The following is an 18,545-nucleotide window of genomic DNA, read 5'->3' on the forward strand; positions in this document are numbered from 1 at the left end:
GTGCCAGATGTGAGCCATATTGCTGTGAACGTACAAATTGAGCGTTTTGACCAGGCATTGTATAAGCTGGATACCAATAATATTCAGCCGGGACTCCAACAGCTGGCAAAAGCGTACCCTAACTTCCTGCCTGCCTATATCGAGCATATCATGAATTTCGGACCTTATGCCGACACCAGCAAAATGATATTGCTGCAGACTCGTATGCTTGTGGGTAATAACGATTTCCGGGTGTTACAGGATTCCATCAATGCGCATTTCCCTAAGCTGGATGCATTGGAAAAAGACCTGGCACAGAGTTTCCGCTATATCAAATACTACATTCCTACATTTCCACTTCCACAGAAAATAGTCGCTTTCAGCTCTGTGATCAGTAATTACGGTGCTGTGACTGTTGATTCTGTGCTGGGTATAGGACTGGATATGTACCTGGGCAAAGATTTCCCGATATATCCTATGCTGCCTGACTACCCTATGTATATGGTCCGCAAATTCTCTCCTGAATATATTACTACCAACTGTATCCAGGTACTGGCGCAACAGGCATACCCGGGTGCGGAGGCAGGCGAACAGCTGATCAATCAACTGGTAAGCGCAGGTAAACAACAATACTTCCTGGAGCAGGTATTACCGGAAACCGAAGATAGTATCCGCCTGGGATATACGAAAGCACAGATGGAGTGGTGTAATGACAGTGAACTCATGATCTGGCAATATTTTGTACAACAGAATCTGTTGTATAAATCAGACTGGCAGAGCAATATGCATTTCATGAATGATGGACCGTCTACACAGGGTATGCCGGAAGGGGCGCCAGGCAGGATCGGACCGTTTGTGGGTTGGAAGATTGTAAAAGAGTATATGAAACATCATCCTGAGGTAACGCTGCAACAGCTGATGGAGAATAAGAATGCAATGCAGATATTTTCGCAGTCGAAGTACAGGCCGGGTTAACTATCAAAGCAGCTGCATTTTTTCCATTTCCAATTTGGATGCATGAGACATCACTGTTTCGAATGAGAATGAATGTCCCGCATAAATCAATTGCTGCCTTAAAATTCAGCAATCAATGCGGCTTCATATGCATGTGTACTTTTGCCCGTGGTAATTATATTATTCTGAAGTTTGAGCTCACTTGATATATTAACTGATTATATTCTAAAATTAAGCAATTACCACACTACCCATTCACCGGCTTCCCACCCAGCACATCCACCACTGTCTCTCCTGGTAATATCCTGAATACAGGAATATTCAAGTTATACCTCTCACACAACTGCCGGATCGCGCCATCAATCTGCTCCGCAGAATATCGTGAAGAGAAATGACCCAATATCAGTTTCTCAATATTACTCCCACTTACCATTTCTATCACTTCATCCAGCCTGCTGTGTTTATTCTTGTACGCATATACTTTGATCTCTTCTTCTCTCTCCAGAAAAGTTGCCTCATGAATAAGGATCTTCGAATCATTCCACTGTGTCAGATCTTCTACCGGCGTATCACCGGAATAGCTGAGTATATTCGTCCTGACCTCCATAGTAGTACCTTCTTTCCCATGTTCAAGCCCTATCCTGCGGATCTCTTCTCCGGAAAGTCCTGCTAACTCAGGTTTGAGTTTACGTTTTGTCTGCATGACTTTAAAACCCAGGCTCCTGATGATCTCCGGTGGTACTGGTACATGTCCATTACGCACAGGTATCACCAAAATATCATCCTTCACACGGATCTCATCACCAGGTGATGCAGGTTCCCATACCGTCCCTATTGCATAAGGATCAAACTGTTGAAAGAAAGCCTGCATATATGGGAAAGAGCGGGAGTCTTTCGGATAATGAATGACAGGATATCCTTCCCTGGCATTCAGCTGATTGAATTGCAATAATCCTGTAAGATGGTCTCTGTCTGCATGTGAGATAAAAGCATGATTGATCTTCCTGCTTTTCTGCAGTAAGGCAGACATCACGCCATCTCCTGCATCCAGCAAAAGCCCCAGCTCCTCAATGAAATACCAGGTAGAAAACAAAGCGGTAGAATAACCTGTGATCGTTAGTTCCATTAAACATTCTTCAAAATCAATAGTAAGCCTGCCGAAAATAGTCGCCAACTGTCTGTCAACAGACAATACAAGTCAGCCATTCATTTTCCAGAACAGCATTGCAGCACCCGTAAAGGCGCTTTACAACAGCAAATAAAGGGTAAAAAGTAAATCAATTTAGCTTAAAAGGAACAATCATCTGAAATTCGGGGATCTTGACCTCAAACAGCTTCTTGTTGAGCTGATTTTCCATCTGGTAAGTACCGTACATTTTGCCGATCTCTGTACGCAGATTGGAACCTGAGACATATTGATAACTTTCAGATGGAGCGAGCAGCGGTTGTACACCTACTACGCCTTCTCCTTCTACTTCGCGATGAGTACCATTGGAGTCTATGATGTACCAGTGGCGGCGGAGGAGCTTGATAGGGAAAGTGTTGTTATTCTCAATTGTGATACGGTAGGCGAACATAAACTCACTACCAATCGGATTTGAATAGTCCGGTTGATAAAATGTCTCCACACTGATGGTAATGCCGTCGGTTACTTTTTTTACCATAAAACACCTCCGTTTAACGTAAAAATAAGCAAAATATATCCAGTAGTACTAAAAATTATATGATGAGTCAGACTTTAACTTTTCGTTTAGAAGTAGCACAGATGGGCATCCGGGCATATCTAATCTACTGATTAAAAGGCATTTAAACTATCTTAACACCTTCCATAATTGCCGCATCCCGCTCCGCAGCCCTGGCTGCTACCTCAAACCGGTTGGCATAATAGCCCACCCTGACACATTCCCAAAAGTATTTCCAGAGAAAAGGCACCAGCCCCAGTTCCCGGTATTGCATTACATGACATATTTCATGCCGGACCCACCACGTATGACGCAGAAAGTTCTCCCTGCTGGTGCCATGCAGGTGGATCGTCTTTCCTATGACCATGGCTATCTGATTTCCACCCATATAACGTGCCGCCAGACGAGCCAGAAAGGATCTTTCTTTTATGTAACAGGTTACCGGTTCCATGACGTATGTAAAAATACAATTTAGGAATTAGTATTAAGAATTAAGAAGTTACGTGGTAATAATTTCTTATTCTTAATACTAATTCCTAATTATCACAGAGAGAATCTCCTGGAAATATTGAATCCCCACCTGAACTGGCCCTGCAACCAGGAAGTAGTGGTTTCCGGGATGAACTGGTTCTCCAGTATAGCCGTCGAATTGGTAAAGTTCACATGGAATACGTGCCCACCTGTTTCAATTTCCAAACCTACTGCCAGTGGATTGTACAGCTTCCGGCCCTGCTCTTTAAAATAGTCCTTGCTATCCTGGCTGCGGAAAGGGTAGAAATATTCTACCAGCAAGCCGATACGCTTGGAAAACTTGAGCCGGCCACCTGCTCCCAGTGCGAAAATGTCATTTTCATCCTTGTATCCTACCCGGTTGCGGTGTACCAGCGTCGGTAATAAGGTCAGGGAGAGATTACGGTTAAATTTCCGGGCGATGATCACCTGACCCGTATAAGAGAGGCGGTCACTGAATTTGCCAAAGTAGCTCGCATCGGAAACAGTTTCACTGGAAGTCATAGCGCTCACCACCGAATTACCAAACAGGGTGACCGTCAAAGGCATATGATCGTCTGTGGTTTGTTGGAGCAGTTTATATTTTGCCAGCCCTTCATACAGCTGGGTAAGGCTACCGGAACCTTTGGTACGGCCAATACCTACCATCAGACGGTCAGTAATGCCATACTCGAAAGCAATGCGGACATCAGCAGAGTTGTCCATTCCGAAGAAGGTCTTGGTACCACCGAATTCGCCCCCCAGATCGCCGAAATGGTGCGCTACCCTGAAGTCCAGCTCACGCTTTTTCAGGGTTTCAGGAGAATGCCCCTGAATAATACGGGTAGACTTGTAAGTAGCGATCACTGGTTCATGCGTCTTCACTTCGTCTTTCGCCACCAGGGCTTCCAGATTGTCCTGGGCAAAGGTATTCAGTCCCAGGCAACAGCCCAGGAACAGCAGAGAAATATGTTTCATAGGTTCTGACAGATTAAAAGGATTTTATCAGGTTGCAGCAGTATAAGCAGCTTTCACAGTTACTTCCACTACCTCAGCGATGTTTTTGATAACCAGTGTAGGTATTTTAATATGATGATCGGCCAGCTTTACATTGAATTTTGCATTGGCTGCCGGCTTTCCGTCCCTGACAGTAATAGTCACCTTCTCATGGTAGGCTTTATCTACGCCATGAAGAGACAGAGTACCATCTACCATTACCTCATAGGTACCATCTTTATGCAGATCAGGAGGTGATACCAGTTTGCCTTTGAAAACGGCATGAGGATATTTATCACTCTCCAGGTAATTCTCATTGAAATGCTCTTCCATGAGCTGCTTCTTAAACTTGAATGTGTTAACAGCCACTTTAAAATACACTTCGCCCGTTTTTAGATTGATAGCAGAAACGCCCTTATCTGAAATAGCGTCAATGTCTTCTACGGGTGTGGCTGAAAAAAAAGATAGTGCAGTGTTCCGGCAGGTAAACACATCCTGTGCAAAGCCTGCGTGGGCAAGGAACAATCCTGCAAGCATGGTAATGATCTGTTTCATTGTAAACTGTTTTACATTAATGGGGCATCAATCTGGCATACCATGGGAGAGCCAGCAATTAATAGAGTCGCGCGTTCCCTCGCTTAGCTTCCCACGGGGAGGCATATCGGCATTAGCACTTGTAACCCGCTCACGGAATATTGCTTCATTCGCGTTGAGATAGGTTTTCAGCTTCTCCAGTGTAGAGAAATCCGATACAATAAAATTTCCCGTTCCCTTGTGACAGGCGCCATTGGTGCACTTGCTGGAAACGGTTGTCATAATGTAGGCGGATGTGATCACTGCAGTATCGCAGGCAGTGGGTTCAATACCTGGATCTGGTGCAGGAGCCTGTTCGGCGGTACAACTGTACACAAAGAGCATAAGCACTAATGGAAACAGTGCTGTTTTCATAGGTTTTTTCATTTCACTTGAGTTTGGCGGGTATAACCCCGGGTCTTTTATGGTTATTGTTCGTTATAACGCGTAAGACAAAAATATATTATATAATTGACAAGTCTATATTTGTCGGAATAACTCATCTTTATTTTTGAGTGTTTCAGTGCAGCAGCACATCACTAATTATAGTGATGCATATGGACTATCAACTGAATTTTAATACATTTGTTTTTATGAACATTGATCAGCTTTACGATATTTATAAGCAATACCCATCTATACAGACAGATACCAGACAGCTCAAGGCAGGTGATATATTCTTTGCATTGAAAGGACCTAATTTCAATGCAAACACCTATGCTGCAGCTGCACTTGAAAAAGGCGCTGCATTTGCAGTAATAGATGAGGAGGCTTATTATACCCAGCCGGAAAAGATGATGCTGACATCAGATGTCCTGGAGACACTGCAACAGCTGGCGTTACGCCACAGGCAAAGCTTCGATATTCCTTTCCTGGCCATCACCGGTACTAACGGGAAAACAACTACGAAAGAGCTGGTCAGTACGGTATTGTCGTCCGCATTCAAGACTACCGCGACTATCGGTAATCTGAACAATCATATAGGCGTACCCCTGACCATACTCCGCATTCCATCTGATACAGCCATTGCCGTTATTGAAATGGGCGCTAATCATGAACACGAGATCGAAAGTTATTGTAAAATAGCCAGGCCAACACATGGTATTATCACCAACATTGGAAAGGCGCACCTGGAAGGCTTTGGCAGTGAAGAGGGCGTGCGCCGGGCGAAAGGTGAGCTGTATGATTTCCTGCGGAAGAATGACGGAACAGTATTCGTCTGCAATGAATATTCATACCTCCTCGATATGAGCAAAGGTATTCCAACTGTTATTACCTATGGACAACAGTCCGCTGATTATACCGGCCAGCCGCTGGCAGACAGTGCTTTACTGAGCGTCAGGGTTACCAGTCATGAAGATATCGGACAGATCGATAGTCAGCTGGTAGGTGCGTACAATTTCCCGAATGTGATGGCCGCTGTGGCAGTTGGGCTGCACTTCGGGGTACCTGCTAAAAATATCAGGACTTCTATTGCTACATATGCTCCTTCCAACAACCGTTCACAGGTAATCAAACAGGGCAGCAACACCATCGTCATGGATGCTTATAATGCGAACCCTTCAAGCATGAAAGCAGCCATTGAAAACTTTGCCGGCATCACTGCTGAGAAGAAAGTACTGTTGCTGGGTGCTATGATGGAACTGGGTGCCGACAGTGTAAAAGAACATCAGGCACTGGTTGACCTGCTGCAAACTACGCACTGGCATGCAGTTGTACTGGTAGGAGGAGATTTCATCAAAACCAATCATCCGTATATATTCATTGAAAATGCAGCTGCGGCGGCTTCCTGGCTGCAACAGCAACAGTTTACAGATACACACCTGCTGATCAAAGGCTCCAGGAGTATGGGCATGGAAAAGGTCATTCTATAAAAAAAGAGACCTGCAAGCTGGAAAGCCCGCAGGTGTTCATAACCTATGCCAACTTTAGAGTATTATTATAAAGAGTTTGGTAATTACGTTATATATGTAAATATGTAATGCTGGAATTAATTAAAGTGATGAATTAGTTTTTATAAGGCATATGAGACCATTAGCTGCAATTGTTTCTTATGAGGCATAACTACTATGAGGTTACGGGTATTGCGAACACTTCCGTGCTCCCCAAAAAACAACAAATTGTGCGTCTGATTGTTTTAAATCCTTAAAATTTCCTGATTGAATGTTTTTCTTTTAACGTGTCTGCTACATGTGTCTAGATATATCTACGAACATTTTAATTCTCTGGATTTCATTATTTAAAAAAAATCTCAGATTTCCTGGCAAAGTTCGATCAGTACACCATTTGTATCTTTCGGATGCAGAAAACATACCAGCTTATTATCAGCGCCTTGTTTAGGCACAGTCTGCAATAACGTAAAACCTTCTTCTTTCAGCCGTTCCATCTCTGCATAGATGTCTGCTACTTCAAAAGCGATATGATGAATGCCCTCACCCTTTTTGTCCACAAATTTCGCAATGGTACTGCCGGGACTGGTCGCTTCCAGGAGTTCTATTTTAGTCTCTCCCTGGCGAAAAAAAGCCGTTTGTACGGACTCACTTTCCACTATTTCTTTTTTATAGCAATCACTGTTCAGAAGCCTCTGAAACAAGGGTATTGAAGTCTCTAATGATTTGACGGCTATTCCTATGTGTTCTACTTTCAGCATATAGCAATTTAGCATTTTAATGCAGAAATAAGCGTTCTCTATATCCGCATCAGTTCTTACAATGATCGTGGGAGGCAAGAAACATAATTAAGCATTAAATTTGTAGTAGAGGAATCAATACATACAATTAAAGACGGACAGATATGCTTAAGTTGCCAATTTACCTGGATAACAATGCTACTACCCCCTGCGACCCGCGGGTAGTTGAAGCAATGCTTCCCTATTTTTCGGAAACATTTGGGAACGCGTCCAGCCGTAATCACTCCTTTGGGTGGGCAGCAGAAGCAGCGGTCGACCTGGCCCGCGAACAGGTAGCAGCACTGATAGGTGCAGATCCTAAAGAGATCATCTTTACTTCCGGCGCTACCGAGGCAGACAATCTGGCCCTGAAAGGGGTATTTGAGATGTATGCCGACAAAGGGAACCACATCATTACTACAGAAATAGAACATAAAGCAGTACTGGACACTTGTAAACACCTGGAAAAGCTGGGTGCGGAGATCACCTATCTGAAGGTGAACAATGAAGGCCTTCCTGATCTGAAAGAACTGGAAGCCGCCATCACATCCAAGACCATCCTGGTGTCTGTTATGTATGCCAATAACGAGATAGGAGTGATCAACCCCATCAAAGAAATCAGCGCCATTGCCAAAAAGCATGGCGTGCTGATGATGAGTGATATTTCTCAGGCGGCCGGTAAGGTGCCTGTGGATGTGAACCGCGAGGGTATTGACCTGGCGGCATTCAGCTCTCATAAACTTTACGGCCCCAAAGGAGTGGGAGCCCTCTACGTACGCCGCAAGTCGCCCCGGGTGAAAGTGACTGCCCAGATGGATGGCGGCGGACATGAAAGAGGCATGCGTTCAGGCACACTGAACGTTCCGGGTATCGTGGCCTTTGGAAAGGCCTGTGAACTATGTCAGCAGGAAATGGAAGCAGAAGGTAAAAGACTGACAGCACTGCGTGATAAATTGGAGAACGCATTGCTGCAACTGGAACAAACCTTCGTTAACGGATCAAAAACCAACCGTTTACCGCATGCCACTAATATTTCCTTCCGCTATGTGGAAGGAGAAGCCCTGATGATGGGCTTTAACAAGAATCTTGCACTATCGTCCGGTTCTGCCTGTACCTCAGCTTCACCGGAACCCAGTTACGTGCTGAAGGGCCTTGGCCTTGGGGATGACCTGGCCCATTCCTCTATCCGATTTGGACTGGGACGATTCACTACTGAAGAAGAAATTGATTATGCCATTCAAACCGTTACGGAAACGGTTAATAAATTGAGAGAAATAAGTCCGCTGTGGGAAATGTTTAAAGAAGGCGCGGACATGAACACTATAGAGTGGTCCCGTCTTTGAGGACAGTGAACACGGGGGGACAATTACTGACAGCTTTATACTTATGCTTATGGCTTACGCTGAAAGAGTTCTTGATTATTACGACAACCCCAGGAATGTGGGAACGCTGGATAAAACCAGCGCGAGAGTAGGAACAGGGTTGATACACGTGCCGGAGTATATAGAAGTGGTAAGAATACAGATTGAAGTGAGTCCGGCAAGACATGTTATTATGGATGCCCGCTTTAAAACCTTCGGGTGTGGTGCCGCTATTGCAGCGACTTCCATCACTACCGAATGGTTAAAGGGTAAAACCATTGAAGAAGCAGCCCGGCTCGATCATATGGACATCGTGGAAGTATTGAGCCTGCCTCCTGCCAAGATCCACTGCACCATCCTCATAGAAGATGCCGTTAAAACGGCTATTAACGATTACCGCCACAAGAATGGCATGGAACCGCTGCAGGAGGAAGAAGAGGAGGAAGAAGAGGCTGAGCGTGACTACGAGCTGGAAGAAGAACATAATTAAATATAATTAAATGATCAATTAAGCGTTAAGAATTGACTGACTGCATAGTATTCAATTCCGGATTCCTAATTGATCATTTTTAATTATATATATTTGTGCTTTCAGTATCACTATGCTAGCAATCTTTAAAAAGGAAATACACCAGTTTTTCAGCAGTATTACCGGATATGTGGCCATTATCCTGTTCTTACTGGCCAATGGCCTGTTGCTGTTCGTTTTTCCCGATACCAGCCTGCTGGACTACGGATATGCCAATCTTGATCCGCTCTTTGAGCTGGCTCCCCTGATCTATCTGCTGCTTATTCCGGCTATTACCATGCGTAGCTTTGCAGATGAGTTCAAAACCGGCACGATGGAACTGTTGAGCACCAAACCTTTAGGCTGGTGGCAGATAGTTACCGGAAAGTTTCTTGCCGGCCTGCTGGTAGTACTGATCTCTCTCATTCCTACCCTCGTTTACTATATTGCTGTCAGGCAACTGAGCGCCGATCCGGCCCATATTGACAATGGCGGCATGGCCGGCTCGTATACCGGTTTGTTCCTACTGGGAGCTGTATTCACTGCTATCGGTGTCTGGTCTTCTTCCCTGACCACCAACTCTGTAGTAGCTTTCCTTATCGCTATATTTACCTGTTACATATTTTACAATGGCTTTGATGCGTTAAGCAAAGTGCCTGCCTTTACCGGTGGCGCCGATTATTATCTGCAGATGGCAGGTATTAAGTTCCATTATACCTCTATCAGCCGTGGCGTGATAGACAGCAGGGACATTATATACTTCCTGAGCGTGATCGGTCTGATGCTTTACCTGACAAGGTTATCATTACAACGCAGGATCTGGGATTAATTTAAAAACACTCGTTTCGTGGCTATCAACAGAAGGAAAAAATACTTGCAGAGGGCTATTGTCGTAGTGGGTGTACTTGTGGGGATCAACATACTTGCAGCTTACTTTCATACCCGCTGGGACCTCACCGCGGAAAAAAGATATACACTTACTCCAGGTACTAAGGCCCTGCTCCGCGGGCTGGATAGTACCGTTACCATAGAGATCTTTCTAAAAGGCGATTATCCCGCCGGTTTCCGCCAGCTGGCGCAGTCCAGCCAGGAACTGCTGGAAGAATTCCGGGAATATGGGGGTCAGCATATACAATTCTCCTTTCAAAGCCCTGGCCAGGGCCTGCCGGATTCCGCCCGTCTCGCCTTCCAGCAGACGCTCGTAGAGAAGGGCATCGTTCCCTTCAATATGCAGGTACAGGAAGACGCCAACCAGGGGTATTCTGAAAAGTTGATCTTCCCCGGCGCCCTGCTACACTACGGCTCCAAAACCGTCGGTATCAACCTGCTGAAGAACCAGGGAGGACTGAATCCTGAGGCTACTATGAACAACTCAGAGTCCCTGCTGGAATACCAGTTCGCCAATGCCATCTATCAGCTGCAGCAGAAACAACCGCCGTTGGTAGGCTACATGTTGGGCAATGGAGAACTACTGGGCGCTGAAGTATATGATGCGCTTACCACCATGCAAAGTAGTTACCTGCTGGATACCATTACACTGCAATACATCTCTCATATCCCACGGGAGTTTAATACAATCGTGTTTGCGAAACCTCAGACCCGGTTTACGGATGAGGACAAACTGAAGATAGACCAGTATGTCATGAATGGTGGTAAAGTAATCTGGTTCATTGACGAGCTGAATGCATCAATAGATAGCCTGCAACAGCAGGAAAGCTTTGTTGCCTTTGATAAAGGATTGAACCTGGAAGATATATTGTTCCGCTATGGAGTACGTATTAACCAGGACCTGGTGCAGGACATGCAGTGTGATTTTGTTCCACAGGTAGTAGACCGCACCGGCCAGATGCAACCACTGGGATTCCCTTATTTCCCCCTCTTGACGCCAACCGGTGCACATCCTATTGTAAAAAACCTGGACCTGGTACTGAGCCATTTCGCCAGTTCAATAGATACAGTTAAAGGTGGTAATATTAAGAAAACGGTATTACTGACCACTTCTGCCAACAGCCGTAGTGTAAGCGCACCAGTAGAAATCAGCTGGAACAGCCTGCGCGTAAGGCCCAACCGCCGGGAGTTTACCAAACAGCACCTGCCTGTGGCTGTATTGCTGGAAGGACAATTCACTTCTCTGTTCCGCAACCGTCTGGATGAGAATACCCACCAGGCCATACAACGGGCCTCCGGTCAGCCTTTTAAGAACAACAGCGACTCTGTTAATAAAATGATCGTGGCAAGTGATGCAGATCTCATCACCAATTCCTTCTCTCAGAAAAGCGGTCCCCTGCAGATGGGCGTGAACCTCTACGATCAATCCATGGTATATGCCAACCGCGAATTCCTCCTTAATTCCCTGGGATACCTGACCCATAATACCGGCATCATGGACGCCCGTAACAAGGAATTAACATTGCGGCTGCTGAATCCTGAAAAAGTCAAACAGGAGAAAAGCAAATGGCAGGCTATTTGTTTCATCGTCCCCATCGGACTGGTTCTTTTGTTCGCCGCCATTTTCCAATTTATCAGACAAAGAAAATTTGAAGTATAACTGACAGCAGCAGCTGATTGATTTGTTATCTGAGGTATGCGTTGAAACAAAATGCCGGTTGTCCTTTAATTGTTTGCAAATAATTGATTTACAAACAATAGACCAGCAATCCCCTCCGTTGAAGGAGGATGACAACACCTTATAACAATCACAGCTTTAGACTATCAGCAATAGTCAGCAGATGCTCTTTTAACGGACACAACTATGGATTCAGGTCTATGACTATGGACTATTCCCCATATATTTGCCCAGCGATAAATTTAAAAGCGGCTACTTGAACCCCTGAAATAAAAGAGTCAACTTTTAAAATTTAATACCCGGCCTACCGGGAACTATTAAGGGAAGTCGTGAAATGCAAGACGCTTTTCACATCAAAAATTAACCACACGTGTACAACGCAGAAAGTATCAGCAAAGTGCTGAAAGGTGAACTATTGCAGCAGACGGGTAACCCGGAGATTGAACACATTTTGCTGGACAGTCGGAAACTCAGCTTTCCTGAAACATCTCTTTTCATACCATTGGTCAGCAGCAGACGTAATGCGCATCAATATATCCAGGAACTATATGACAAAGGAGTTTCCAATTTCATTGTAAGTGAACCTTTACCTCCAGGCAAATATCCCAAAGCCAACATTATTCTTGTTAAAGACACCATGCACGCACTGCATACACTGGTGGCTTATCACCGGCAACAGTTCCATATTCCGGTTATTGGTGTTACTGGCAGTAATGGTAAAACCATCGTAAAGGAATGGTTATATCAGTTGCTGGAAAAAGATTACAATATCGTTCGCAGTCCTAAAAGCTATAACTCACAGATCGGCGTTCCATTGTCTGTATGGCAGATGAAACCCGAGCACCAGCTGGCAATTTTCGAGGCCGGCATCTCCCAGCCGGGAGAGATGGAACATCTGGAAAAGATCATCCGTCCTACCATTGGCATCTTCACCAATATAGGTGAAGCTCACAATGAAGGATTCCTGAATATCAGACAGAAGATCAACGAGAAGCTGGTATTATTCTCCAAAAGCGAACTGCTGATCTACTGTAAAGATTATCTCGCCCTCAATGAATGTGTGCTCAACTTTCACAACCTGGTAGGTAAGAAAGACAGCCATGAGGGCGGCTTACAGCTATTCTCCTGGTCGCGTAAAACAGAAGCGGACCTGCGTATTGTAAGCGTAAATAAAAGCGATAATCGCTCCCATATAGAAGCGCTGTATCAGCATGAGCCGCTACACATCAGTATCCCTTTTGTGGATGAAGGTTCCGTGGAGAATGCCATTCATTGCTGGGCACTGATGATACACCTGGGGATGAGCCAGGACGTTATTCAACAGCGGATGGACCAGCTGGGCAACATTGCCATGCGCCTCGAGCTCAAACAGGGTATTAACAACTGCTCCGTCATCAATGACAGCTACAACTCTGACCTCGGATCACTGACCATTGCATTGGAATTCCTGCAACAGCAGCAGCAACATCCTACCCGCACAGTCATCCTCAGCGATATACTGCAGAGCGGTAAAAGCGATGCATCTCTTTATGAGGAAGTAGCCAGTCTGCTGCAGCAGAAGGGTATCAATAAGGTAATAGGTATCGGTAAAAACATCTGCAGGGAGAAAAAGAGCTTTCAGCAGATCTCCGGTCTGAAAAGCAGTTTCTTTCTGACAACGGAAGAATTTATCCAGCAGTTCAACCCACAGGATTTTCAGCATGAGACCATTCTGCTGAAAGGCGCCCGCGTATTTGAATTTGAAAGGATTGGTAAGCTGCTCGAACAGAAAGTGCATCAGACCATCCTGGAAATTAATTTAAGTGCTGTAGTACACAATGTAAAACAATATCAATCCCGCCTGAAATCCAGCACCAGACTAATGGCAATGGTGAAGGCATTTTCTTATGGCAGCGGAAGTTTTGAGATTGCAAATCTATTGCAGTTTCATGGCGTAGATTACCTCGCCGTTGCTTATGCTGATGAAGGAGTAGAATTAAGAAGGACCGGTATTACCATGCCGATCATGGTAATGAACCCTGAACCCGCCTCTTTCGATGCCATTCTTCAATGGAACCTGGAACCCGAAATATATTCCCTGCACCTGTTAAAACAGTTTGAAGAAGAAGTACAGCTGGCCGGTAAAAATGGCTTCCCTGTGCATATTAAGCTGGACACAGGTATGCACAGGCTCGGTTTTGAGAAGAAAGACATTCCGGAACTGGGACGATTGCTGAATGACAATATATACCTCCGGGTAAGCTCTGTATTCAGTCATCTGGCAGCCAGTGAAGATCCGGCTATGGACGAGTTCACAAAGCAACAAGGTCACTTATTCTTTGAAATGAGCCATGAGCTGCAAAAAGCCCTGGGATATGCCGTTATCAGACATATATCCAACAGTGCAGCCATAGAACGGCATCCTGACCTGCAGCTGGATATGGTGAGACTGGGCATCGGGATGTATGGCATTGACAGCGCCACTTCCATCCAGGAGCAGCTGCGTCCTGTCAGTACATTGAAAACGACAGTGGCACAGGTAAAACACCTGGCCGCCGGAGATACGGTAGGATATGGCGCCAAATGGGTAGCTAAAGGTCCCTCGGTTACAGCTACTGTACGCATAGGTTATGCAGATGGTTATCCCCGCCGGCTGAGCAATGGGAAAGGGAAAATGCTGGTACGCGGACAACTGGCCCCGGTGGCCGGCATTGTAGCCATGGACATGCTGATGCTGGATGTAACCCACATCCCGGATGTAACGGAAGGCGATGAAGTAGTCGTATTTGGCAGCGAATTGCCTGTTCAGCAAGTGGCAGCGTGGGCAGAAACCATTCCTTACGAAATATTAACAGGAATTTCGCAGCGAGTGAAGCGTGTATATTTCGAGGAATGACCGGAAATTCCGATTTTGCACATTATTATTATTTTTGATAAAATTTTTACCCTTTGAAATATCGTCACGTAATTTGGATTGTTGTCTTAGTGCTGGTGGTGGATCAGGCCCTGAAGTTCTGGATAAAGACGCACATGAACTTTAGCCAGGAGTTTATCATTTTCCCTAATTGGTTCCGCATTCACTTCACTGAGAACCCTGGTATGGCCTATGGACTGGAACTTGGAGGAGAGTGGGGCAAAGTGTTACTGACGCTTTTCCGCCTGGCCGCTGTAGTAATAGGTTTTAAATACATGAAGACGCTGGTAAAACAGCACCATCATACCGGTTTACTGGTCTGTGGCGCCCTCATTCTCGCAGGTGCTGCCGGTAACCTGATAGACAGCATGTTCTACGGGTTGATATTCTCCGAGACCAACTTCTACGATGTTGCTACCTTCCTGCCAAAGGCCGGTGGTTATGCCGGGTTCCTCCATGGGAAAGTGGTAGATATGCTCTATTTCCCGGTTTACCGTGGTTACCTTCCTACCTGGATACCATTCAAGGGAGGCGACTATTTCGTATTCTTCAACCCGATCTTCAATATTGCAGATGCTGCCATCTCTGTGGGCGTGATCACAATCCTGGTTTTCCAGAAACGTTTTTTTCACAAACACAACGAGAAGCAATCCACTGAAAAAGAACCAGTTGCAATAACAAAATAAGCTTTTCAGATATTTTTAAAAGCGGTTTCGTCCTGGACGAGACCGCTTTTTTTTGCCTATTCCTTTGAAAAATTAAATTGCCGTATTACATTTGTCCACAAATCCGATAGACTAATAGATATAATAAAGGACTAAAATAGTATTCACCACCAATTTAATACGCAATGAACACTTCTTTACGATGTTGTTGAGCACTGAACACAGCTTTTCCCCGATGAACCTTTAATGGCATCTGCCAAAATCATTTTCATTCACAAGACCAATTCATTTATTAATAAACTATAGTTATGTCCGCAAAAAGACACACTATCTATACAGCATCTTTTTGGCTGCTGGCCTTATTACTGCCTGTACTGGCCCAGGCTCAGCTGAACGGCTCTTATATTCTCGGCGGAACGATCACCGGAGATAAAGGCGAGCCACTGGTTGGTGCCACTGTTCAGATCAAGGGGACTTCTTTCGGTGCAACGACAGACACTACCGGCCGGTTTGAGATCACCACAAATACCAAATTTCCTTTAAAACTGCAGGTTCGCCTGCTGGGATATCAAAACCAGGAATTTGATGTAAGGAACAGCAACAGCCGCTTACAATTCCAGCTGGTAACACAATCCTTGCTGGTAAATGAAGTAGTGGTATCAGCCTCCCGTCAGCAGGAAAAGCTGATGAGATCACCGGTAGCCATTGAAAAACTGGACGTAAAAGCCCTGAAAGAAACACCGGCGGCTTCCTTTTACGACGCTATCGGCAACCTGAAAGGCGTTCAGATGACTACCGCCGGTCTGACCTTCAAAGTTTTCAATACCCGTGGTTTCAACGTGCCCAATAACTTCCGCTTCATGCAGCTGATAGATGGTGTGGACAATCAGGCCGCCACACTGGGTGTGCCCCTGGGAAACGCTATCGGCCCCACTGAACTGGATATCTTAAGTATTGAGGTAACACCCGGCGCCTCTTCCGCGCTGTATGGTATGAATGCCCTGAACGGGATGTCCAATCTCATTACCAAAAACCCTTTCCAATATCAGGGTATCAGCGTATACCAGAAAGTTGCCTTCAACCACTTTGATGGTAATGGCAGCTCTCCGAAACCGATCTCTGAAACCTCAGTACGTTATGCACAGGCGCTCAGCAAAAAGCTGGCATTCAAGGTGAATTTCTCCTACATGCAGGGTACTGACTGGTATGCGGACAGCCACAATGATTTCAATCCCGGCAGTAAGGCGAATCCTGACTTCCCACAGCTGACCGGCGCAAACAACCCGGCAAATGATGCCTGGAATAAATATGCAGATCAGAGTACTTTCCCTATCACCGACAAATTCGGAAAGTCTTATAACGTATCCCGCACTGGCTATTGGGAAAAAGACCTGGTAGGCGACTATACCGTTAAGAACCTGAAATTTGACGGAGCCCTGCACTATAAGATCAGTCCTAAAGTAGAAGCATCTTACACTTACCGTGTAGGCAAAATGGATGGTTTCTTCCAGCGTGGTAACCGTATCGGGTTGAAAAATGTAGTCGTGCAGAATCATAAGGTAGAAGTAGTAGGGCAGGATTTTACCCTACGCTCTTATGTCTCCCTTGAGAACACAGGTGATTCCTACAATATGAACCCGCTGGCTGACAACCTGGAAAAGTCCTTCAAAACAGATAAAAAATGGCAGGCAGATTATACCACTGCGTTGAACAACGCACTGGATGCTAGCGGCAGCAATATAGCAGAAGCCCACAGGGCTGCACGTGCAGCTGCTGATGCGGGCCGCTGGACACCTGGTACGGCAGCTTTTGATGCGCAGGTGGCCAAGATCAAGAGCATTAACGACTGGGATATTTACCCTGTTTCCAAAGACAGCACCAACAAAAGCGGTGGCGCTGCCCTGCTCCAGATGAGCCGTTTTTACCATGCAGAAGGCACCTGGAACCTGCGTAAGTACATCCACTTCATGGATGTACTGGTAGGAGCCGACTACCGCACTTACGAGATCATCCCGGATGGTAATAACTTCGTGGACCTTACCAAACCATTAGACAAACGTAATACTCCCGGTGGAAAAAACATCTGGTATGGTAAAGCCGGTGGCTTCGTACAGGGTAGCAAAGTATTCCTGCACGATCAATTGAAACTGACTGCTTCCCTGCGTTTTGATAAGAGCCAGGAGTTTTCAGGTAAATTCAATCCCCGTGTAGCAGCTGTATATACTACACCGGATCAACGTCACAACTTCAGGGCTTCCTGGCAGAACGGTTTCCGCTTCCCTTCCCTGTTTGAGGCTTACTCCTTCGTAAATAACGGCGGAGTAAGGCGTGTAGGCGGTCTGGCATTTATAGAGGAAGGCCTGGGCTACTTCAAGAACTCCTTCCTCACTTCCAGTGCTACTGCATTTACTACAGCAGTGAACAAGGCTACTAACGCTGATCCTACCCTGACCAGAGATCAGGCGGAGCAGCAGAATGCAAATGTGCTGAAGGTAGCTAACCTGGACGCTATCAAACCTGAGCAGATCCAGTCATTTGAAGCAGGCTACAAGAGTGTGTTGTTTGACAACAAAGTATTTATCGACATCGACGGTTATTACAACACTTACAAAAACTTCATCGGTCAGGTAGAAGTAGCGGTACCGAAAACCGGTAACGTGAATAATCCTACCCAGGAAGTACTGAACCAGATGTATGATAAGCAGTACCAGAACCGTTACCGGGTATGGACAAACAGTAAATCCACTGTACAGAACTATGGTTTTGCACTGGGTGTTACATATAATTTCCTGAAAACATTCACTATCAGCGGTAACGCCAACTACAATGCCCTGGCGCAGGATAAGACCAAAGATGACGCCCTGATCCCCGGCTTTAATACGCCTAAATGGTTCACCAATGTGAGCTTCGGTAACAGAAGGGTATTGCCTAACCTGGGCTTCAACGTGGTATGGCACTGGCAGGAGACTTTCTACTGGCAGAACCTGTTCGGTAATGGAGACGTACCTGCTTACAGCACTGTAGATGCACAGGTGACTTATAGCTTACCTAAACTGCATACTTCCGTAAAAGTGGGTGGCTCCAATATTCTCAACACATCCTACTTCCAGTATGTTGGTGGTCCGACCATCAAAGGATTGTATTACGTTGCATTCACATATGACCTGCCTTTCAAGAAGTAAGGCATCAGCATAATTAAGCAACCCGCCGG

The 18,545-nt window shown here is 45.5% G+C and carries 16 protein-coding genes; 9 read left to right on the top strand and 7 right to left on the bottom strand.

The genetic code is table 11. The features are described 5' to 3' along the window. Positions 1-9 precede the first annotated feature (9 nt). Positions 10-954, top strand: coding sequence for a hypothetical protein (locus tag F3I09_RS26840; RefSeq protein ID WP_149698141.1), 945 nt, complete (start codon positions 10-12; stop codon positions 952-954). 226 nt (positions 955-1,180) lie between these two features. Here the strand turns inward: F3I09_RS26840 and F3I09_RS26845 are convergent, their stop codons facing one another. From F3I09_RS26845 to F3I09_RS26870, 6 genes are all read right to left on the bottom strand, one after another. Beyond that, complete coding sequence (locus tag F3I09_RS26845) at positions 1,181-2,059, bottom strand: MBL fold metallo-hydrolase (RefSeq protein WP_149698142.1); 879 nt, start codon at positions 2,057-2,059, stop codon at positions 1,181-1,183. Positions 2,060-2,210: 151 nt separating this feature from the next. Then, positions 2,211-2,597: a Co2+/Mg2+ efflux protein ApaG gene (gene apaG, locus F3I09_RS26850; protein WP_089828842.1), complete on the bottom strand. Its 387-nt coding sequence runs from the start codon at positions 2,595-2,597 to the stop codon at positions 2,211-2,213. A gap of 142 nt (positions 2,598-2,739) precedes the next feature. Then, positions 2,740-3,066, bottom strand: coding sequence for a DUF4157 domain-containing protein (locus tag F3I09_RS26855; RefSeq protein ID WP_149698143.1), 327 nt, complete (start codon positions 3,064-3,066; stop codon positions 2,740-2,742). Positions 3,067-3,158: 92 nt separating this feature from the next. Then, positions 3,159-4,082 (bottom strand): DUF5777 family beta-barrel protein, encoded by a 924-nt coding sequence (locus F3I09_RS26860; RefSeq protein WP_149698144.1) that lies wholly within the window; start codon positions 4,080-4,082, stop codon positions 3,159-3,161. Positions 4,083-4,109: 27 nt separating this feature from the next. Then, positions 4,110-4,655, bottom strand: a complete 546-nt coding sequence (locus tag F3I09_RS26865; RefSeq protein ID WP_149698145.1) for a YceI family protein — start codon at positions 4,653-4,655, stop codon at positions 4,110-4,112. Positions 4,656-4,682: 27 nt separating this feature from the next. Then, positions 4,683-5,060: a hypothetical protein gene (locus F3I09_RS26870; protein ID WP_149698146.1), complete on the bottom strand. Its 378-nt coding sequence runs from the start codon at positions 5,058-5,060 to the stop codon at positions 4,683-4,685. 206 nt (positions 5,061-5,266) lie between these two features. On the opposite strand from F3I09_RS26870, the gene murF reads away from it, so the two are divergent. Next, positions 5,267-6,547 (top strand): UDP-N-acetylmuramoyl-tripeptide--D-alanyl-D-alanine ligase, encoded by a 1,281-nt coding sequence (murF, locus tag F3I09_RS26875; protein ID WP_223233397.1) that lies wholly within the window; start codon positions 5,267-5,269, stop codon positions 6,545-6,547. Positions 6,548-6,924: 377 nt separating this feature from the next. On the opposite strand, the gene mce is transcribed toward murF, so the two are convergent. After that, the gene (mce, locus tag F3I09_RS26880) at positions 6,925-7,338 is read right to left on the bottom strand and encodes a methylmalonyl-CoA epimerase (protein WP_370512668.1); all 414 of its coding nucleotides are present in this window, start codon (positions 7,336-7,338) and stop codon (positions 6,925-6,927) included. 128 nt (positions 7,339-7,466) lie between these two features. Between mce and F3I09_RS26885 the strand changes: the two genes are divergently transcribed. The 7 genes from F3I09_RS26885 to F3I09_RS26915 all read left to right on the top strand — a co-directional run bounded on the left by F3I09_RS26885 (position 7,467) and on the right by F3I09_RS26915 (position 18,516). Then, complete coding sequence (locus F3I09_RS26885; protein ID WP_149698149.1) at positions 7,467-8,684, top strand: IscS subfamily cysteine desulfurase; 1,218 nt, start codon at positions 7,467-7,469, stop codon at positions 8,682-8,684. Between the two features lie 49 nt (positions 8,685-8,733). Then, positions 8,734-9,192 (top strand): iron-sulfur cluster assembly scaffold protein, encoded by a 459-nt coding sequence (locus F3I09_RS26890; RefSeq protein ID WP_149698150.1) that lies wholly within the window; start codon positions 8,734-8,736, stop codon positions 9,190-9,192. Positions 9,193-9,304: 112 nt separating this feature from the next. Beyond that, positions 9,305-10,039 carry a gliding motility-associated ABC transporter permease subunit GldF gene (gldF, locus tag F3I09_RS26895; RefSeq protein ID WP_149698151.1) on the top strand — a complete coding sequence of 245 codons (735 nt, stop codon included), beginning with the start codon at positions 9,305-9,307 and terminating at the stop codon, positions 10,037-10,039. A gap of 18 nt (positions 10,040-10,057) precedes the next feature. Next, the gene (gene gldG, locus F3I09_RS26900) at positions 10,058-11,758 is read left to right on the top strand and encodes a gliding motility-associated ABC transporter substrate-binding protein GldG (RefSeq protein ID WP_149698152.1); all 1,701 of its coding nucleotides are present in this window, start codon (positions 10,058-10,060) and stop codon (positions 11,756-11,758) included. A 388-nt stretch (positions 11,759-12,146) separates the two neighbouring features. Further along, a complete protein-coding gene (locus tag F3I09_RS26905) occupies positions 12,147-14,651 on the top strand; it encodes a bifunctional UDP-N-acetylmuramoyl-tripeptide:D-alanyl-D-alanine ligase/alanine racemase (RefSeq protein ID WP_149698153.1) in 2,505 nt (834 codons plus the stop codon). 53 nt (positions 14,652-14,704) lie between these two features. Then, positions 14,705-15,355 (top strand): lipoprotein signal peptidase, encoded by a 651-nt coding sequence (locus F3I09_RS26910; RefSeq protein ID WP_149698154.1) that lies wholly within the window; start codon positions 14,705-14,707, stop codon positions 15,353-15,355. Positions 15,356-15,642: 287 nt separating this feature from the next. Continuing rightward, positions 15,643-18,516, top strand: coding sequence for a TonB-dependent receptor (locus F3I09_RS26915; protein WP_149698155.1), 2,874 nt, complete (start codon positions 15,643-15,645; stop codon positions 18,514-18,516). Positions 18,517-18,545: the final 29 nt, after the last annotated feature.

This window comes from Chitinophaga sp. CF418 (assembly GCF_900142925.1).
Lineage (GTDB): Bacteria > Bacteroidota > Bacteroidia > Chitinophagales > Chitinophagaceae > Chitinophaga.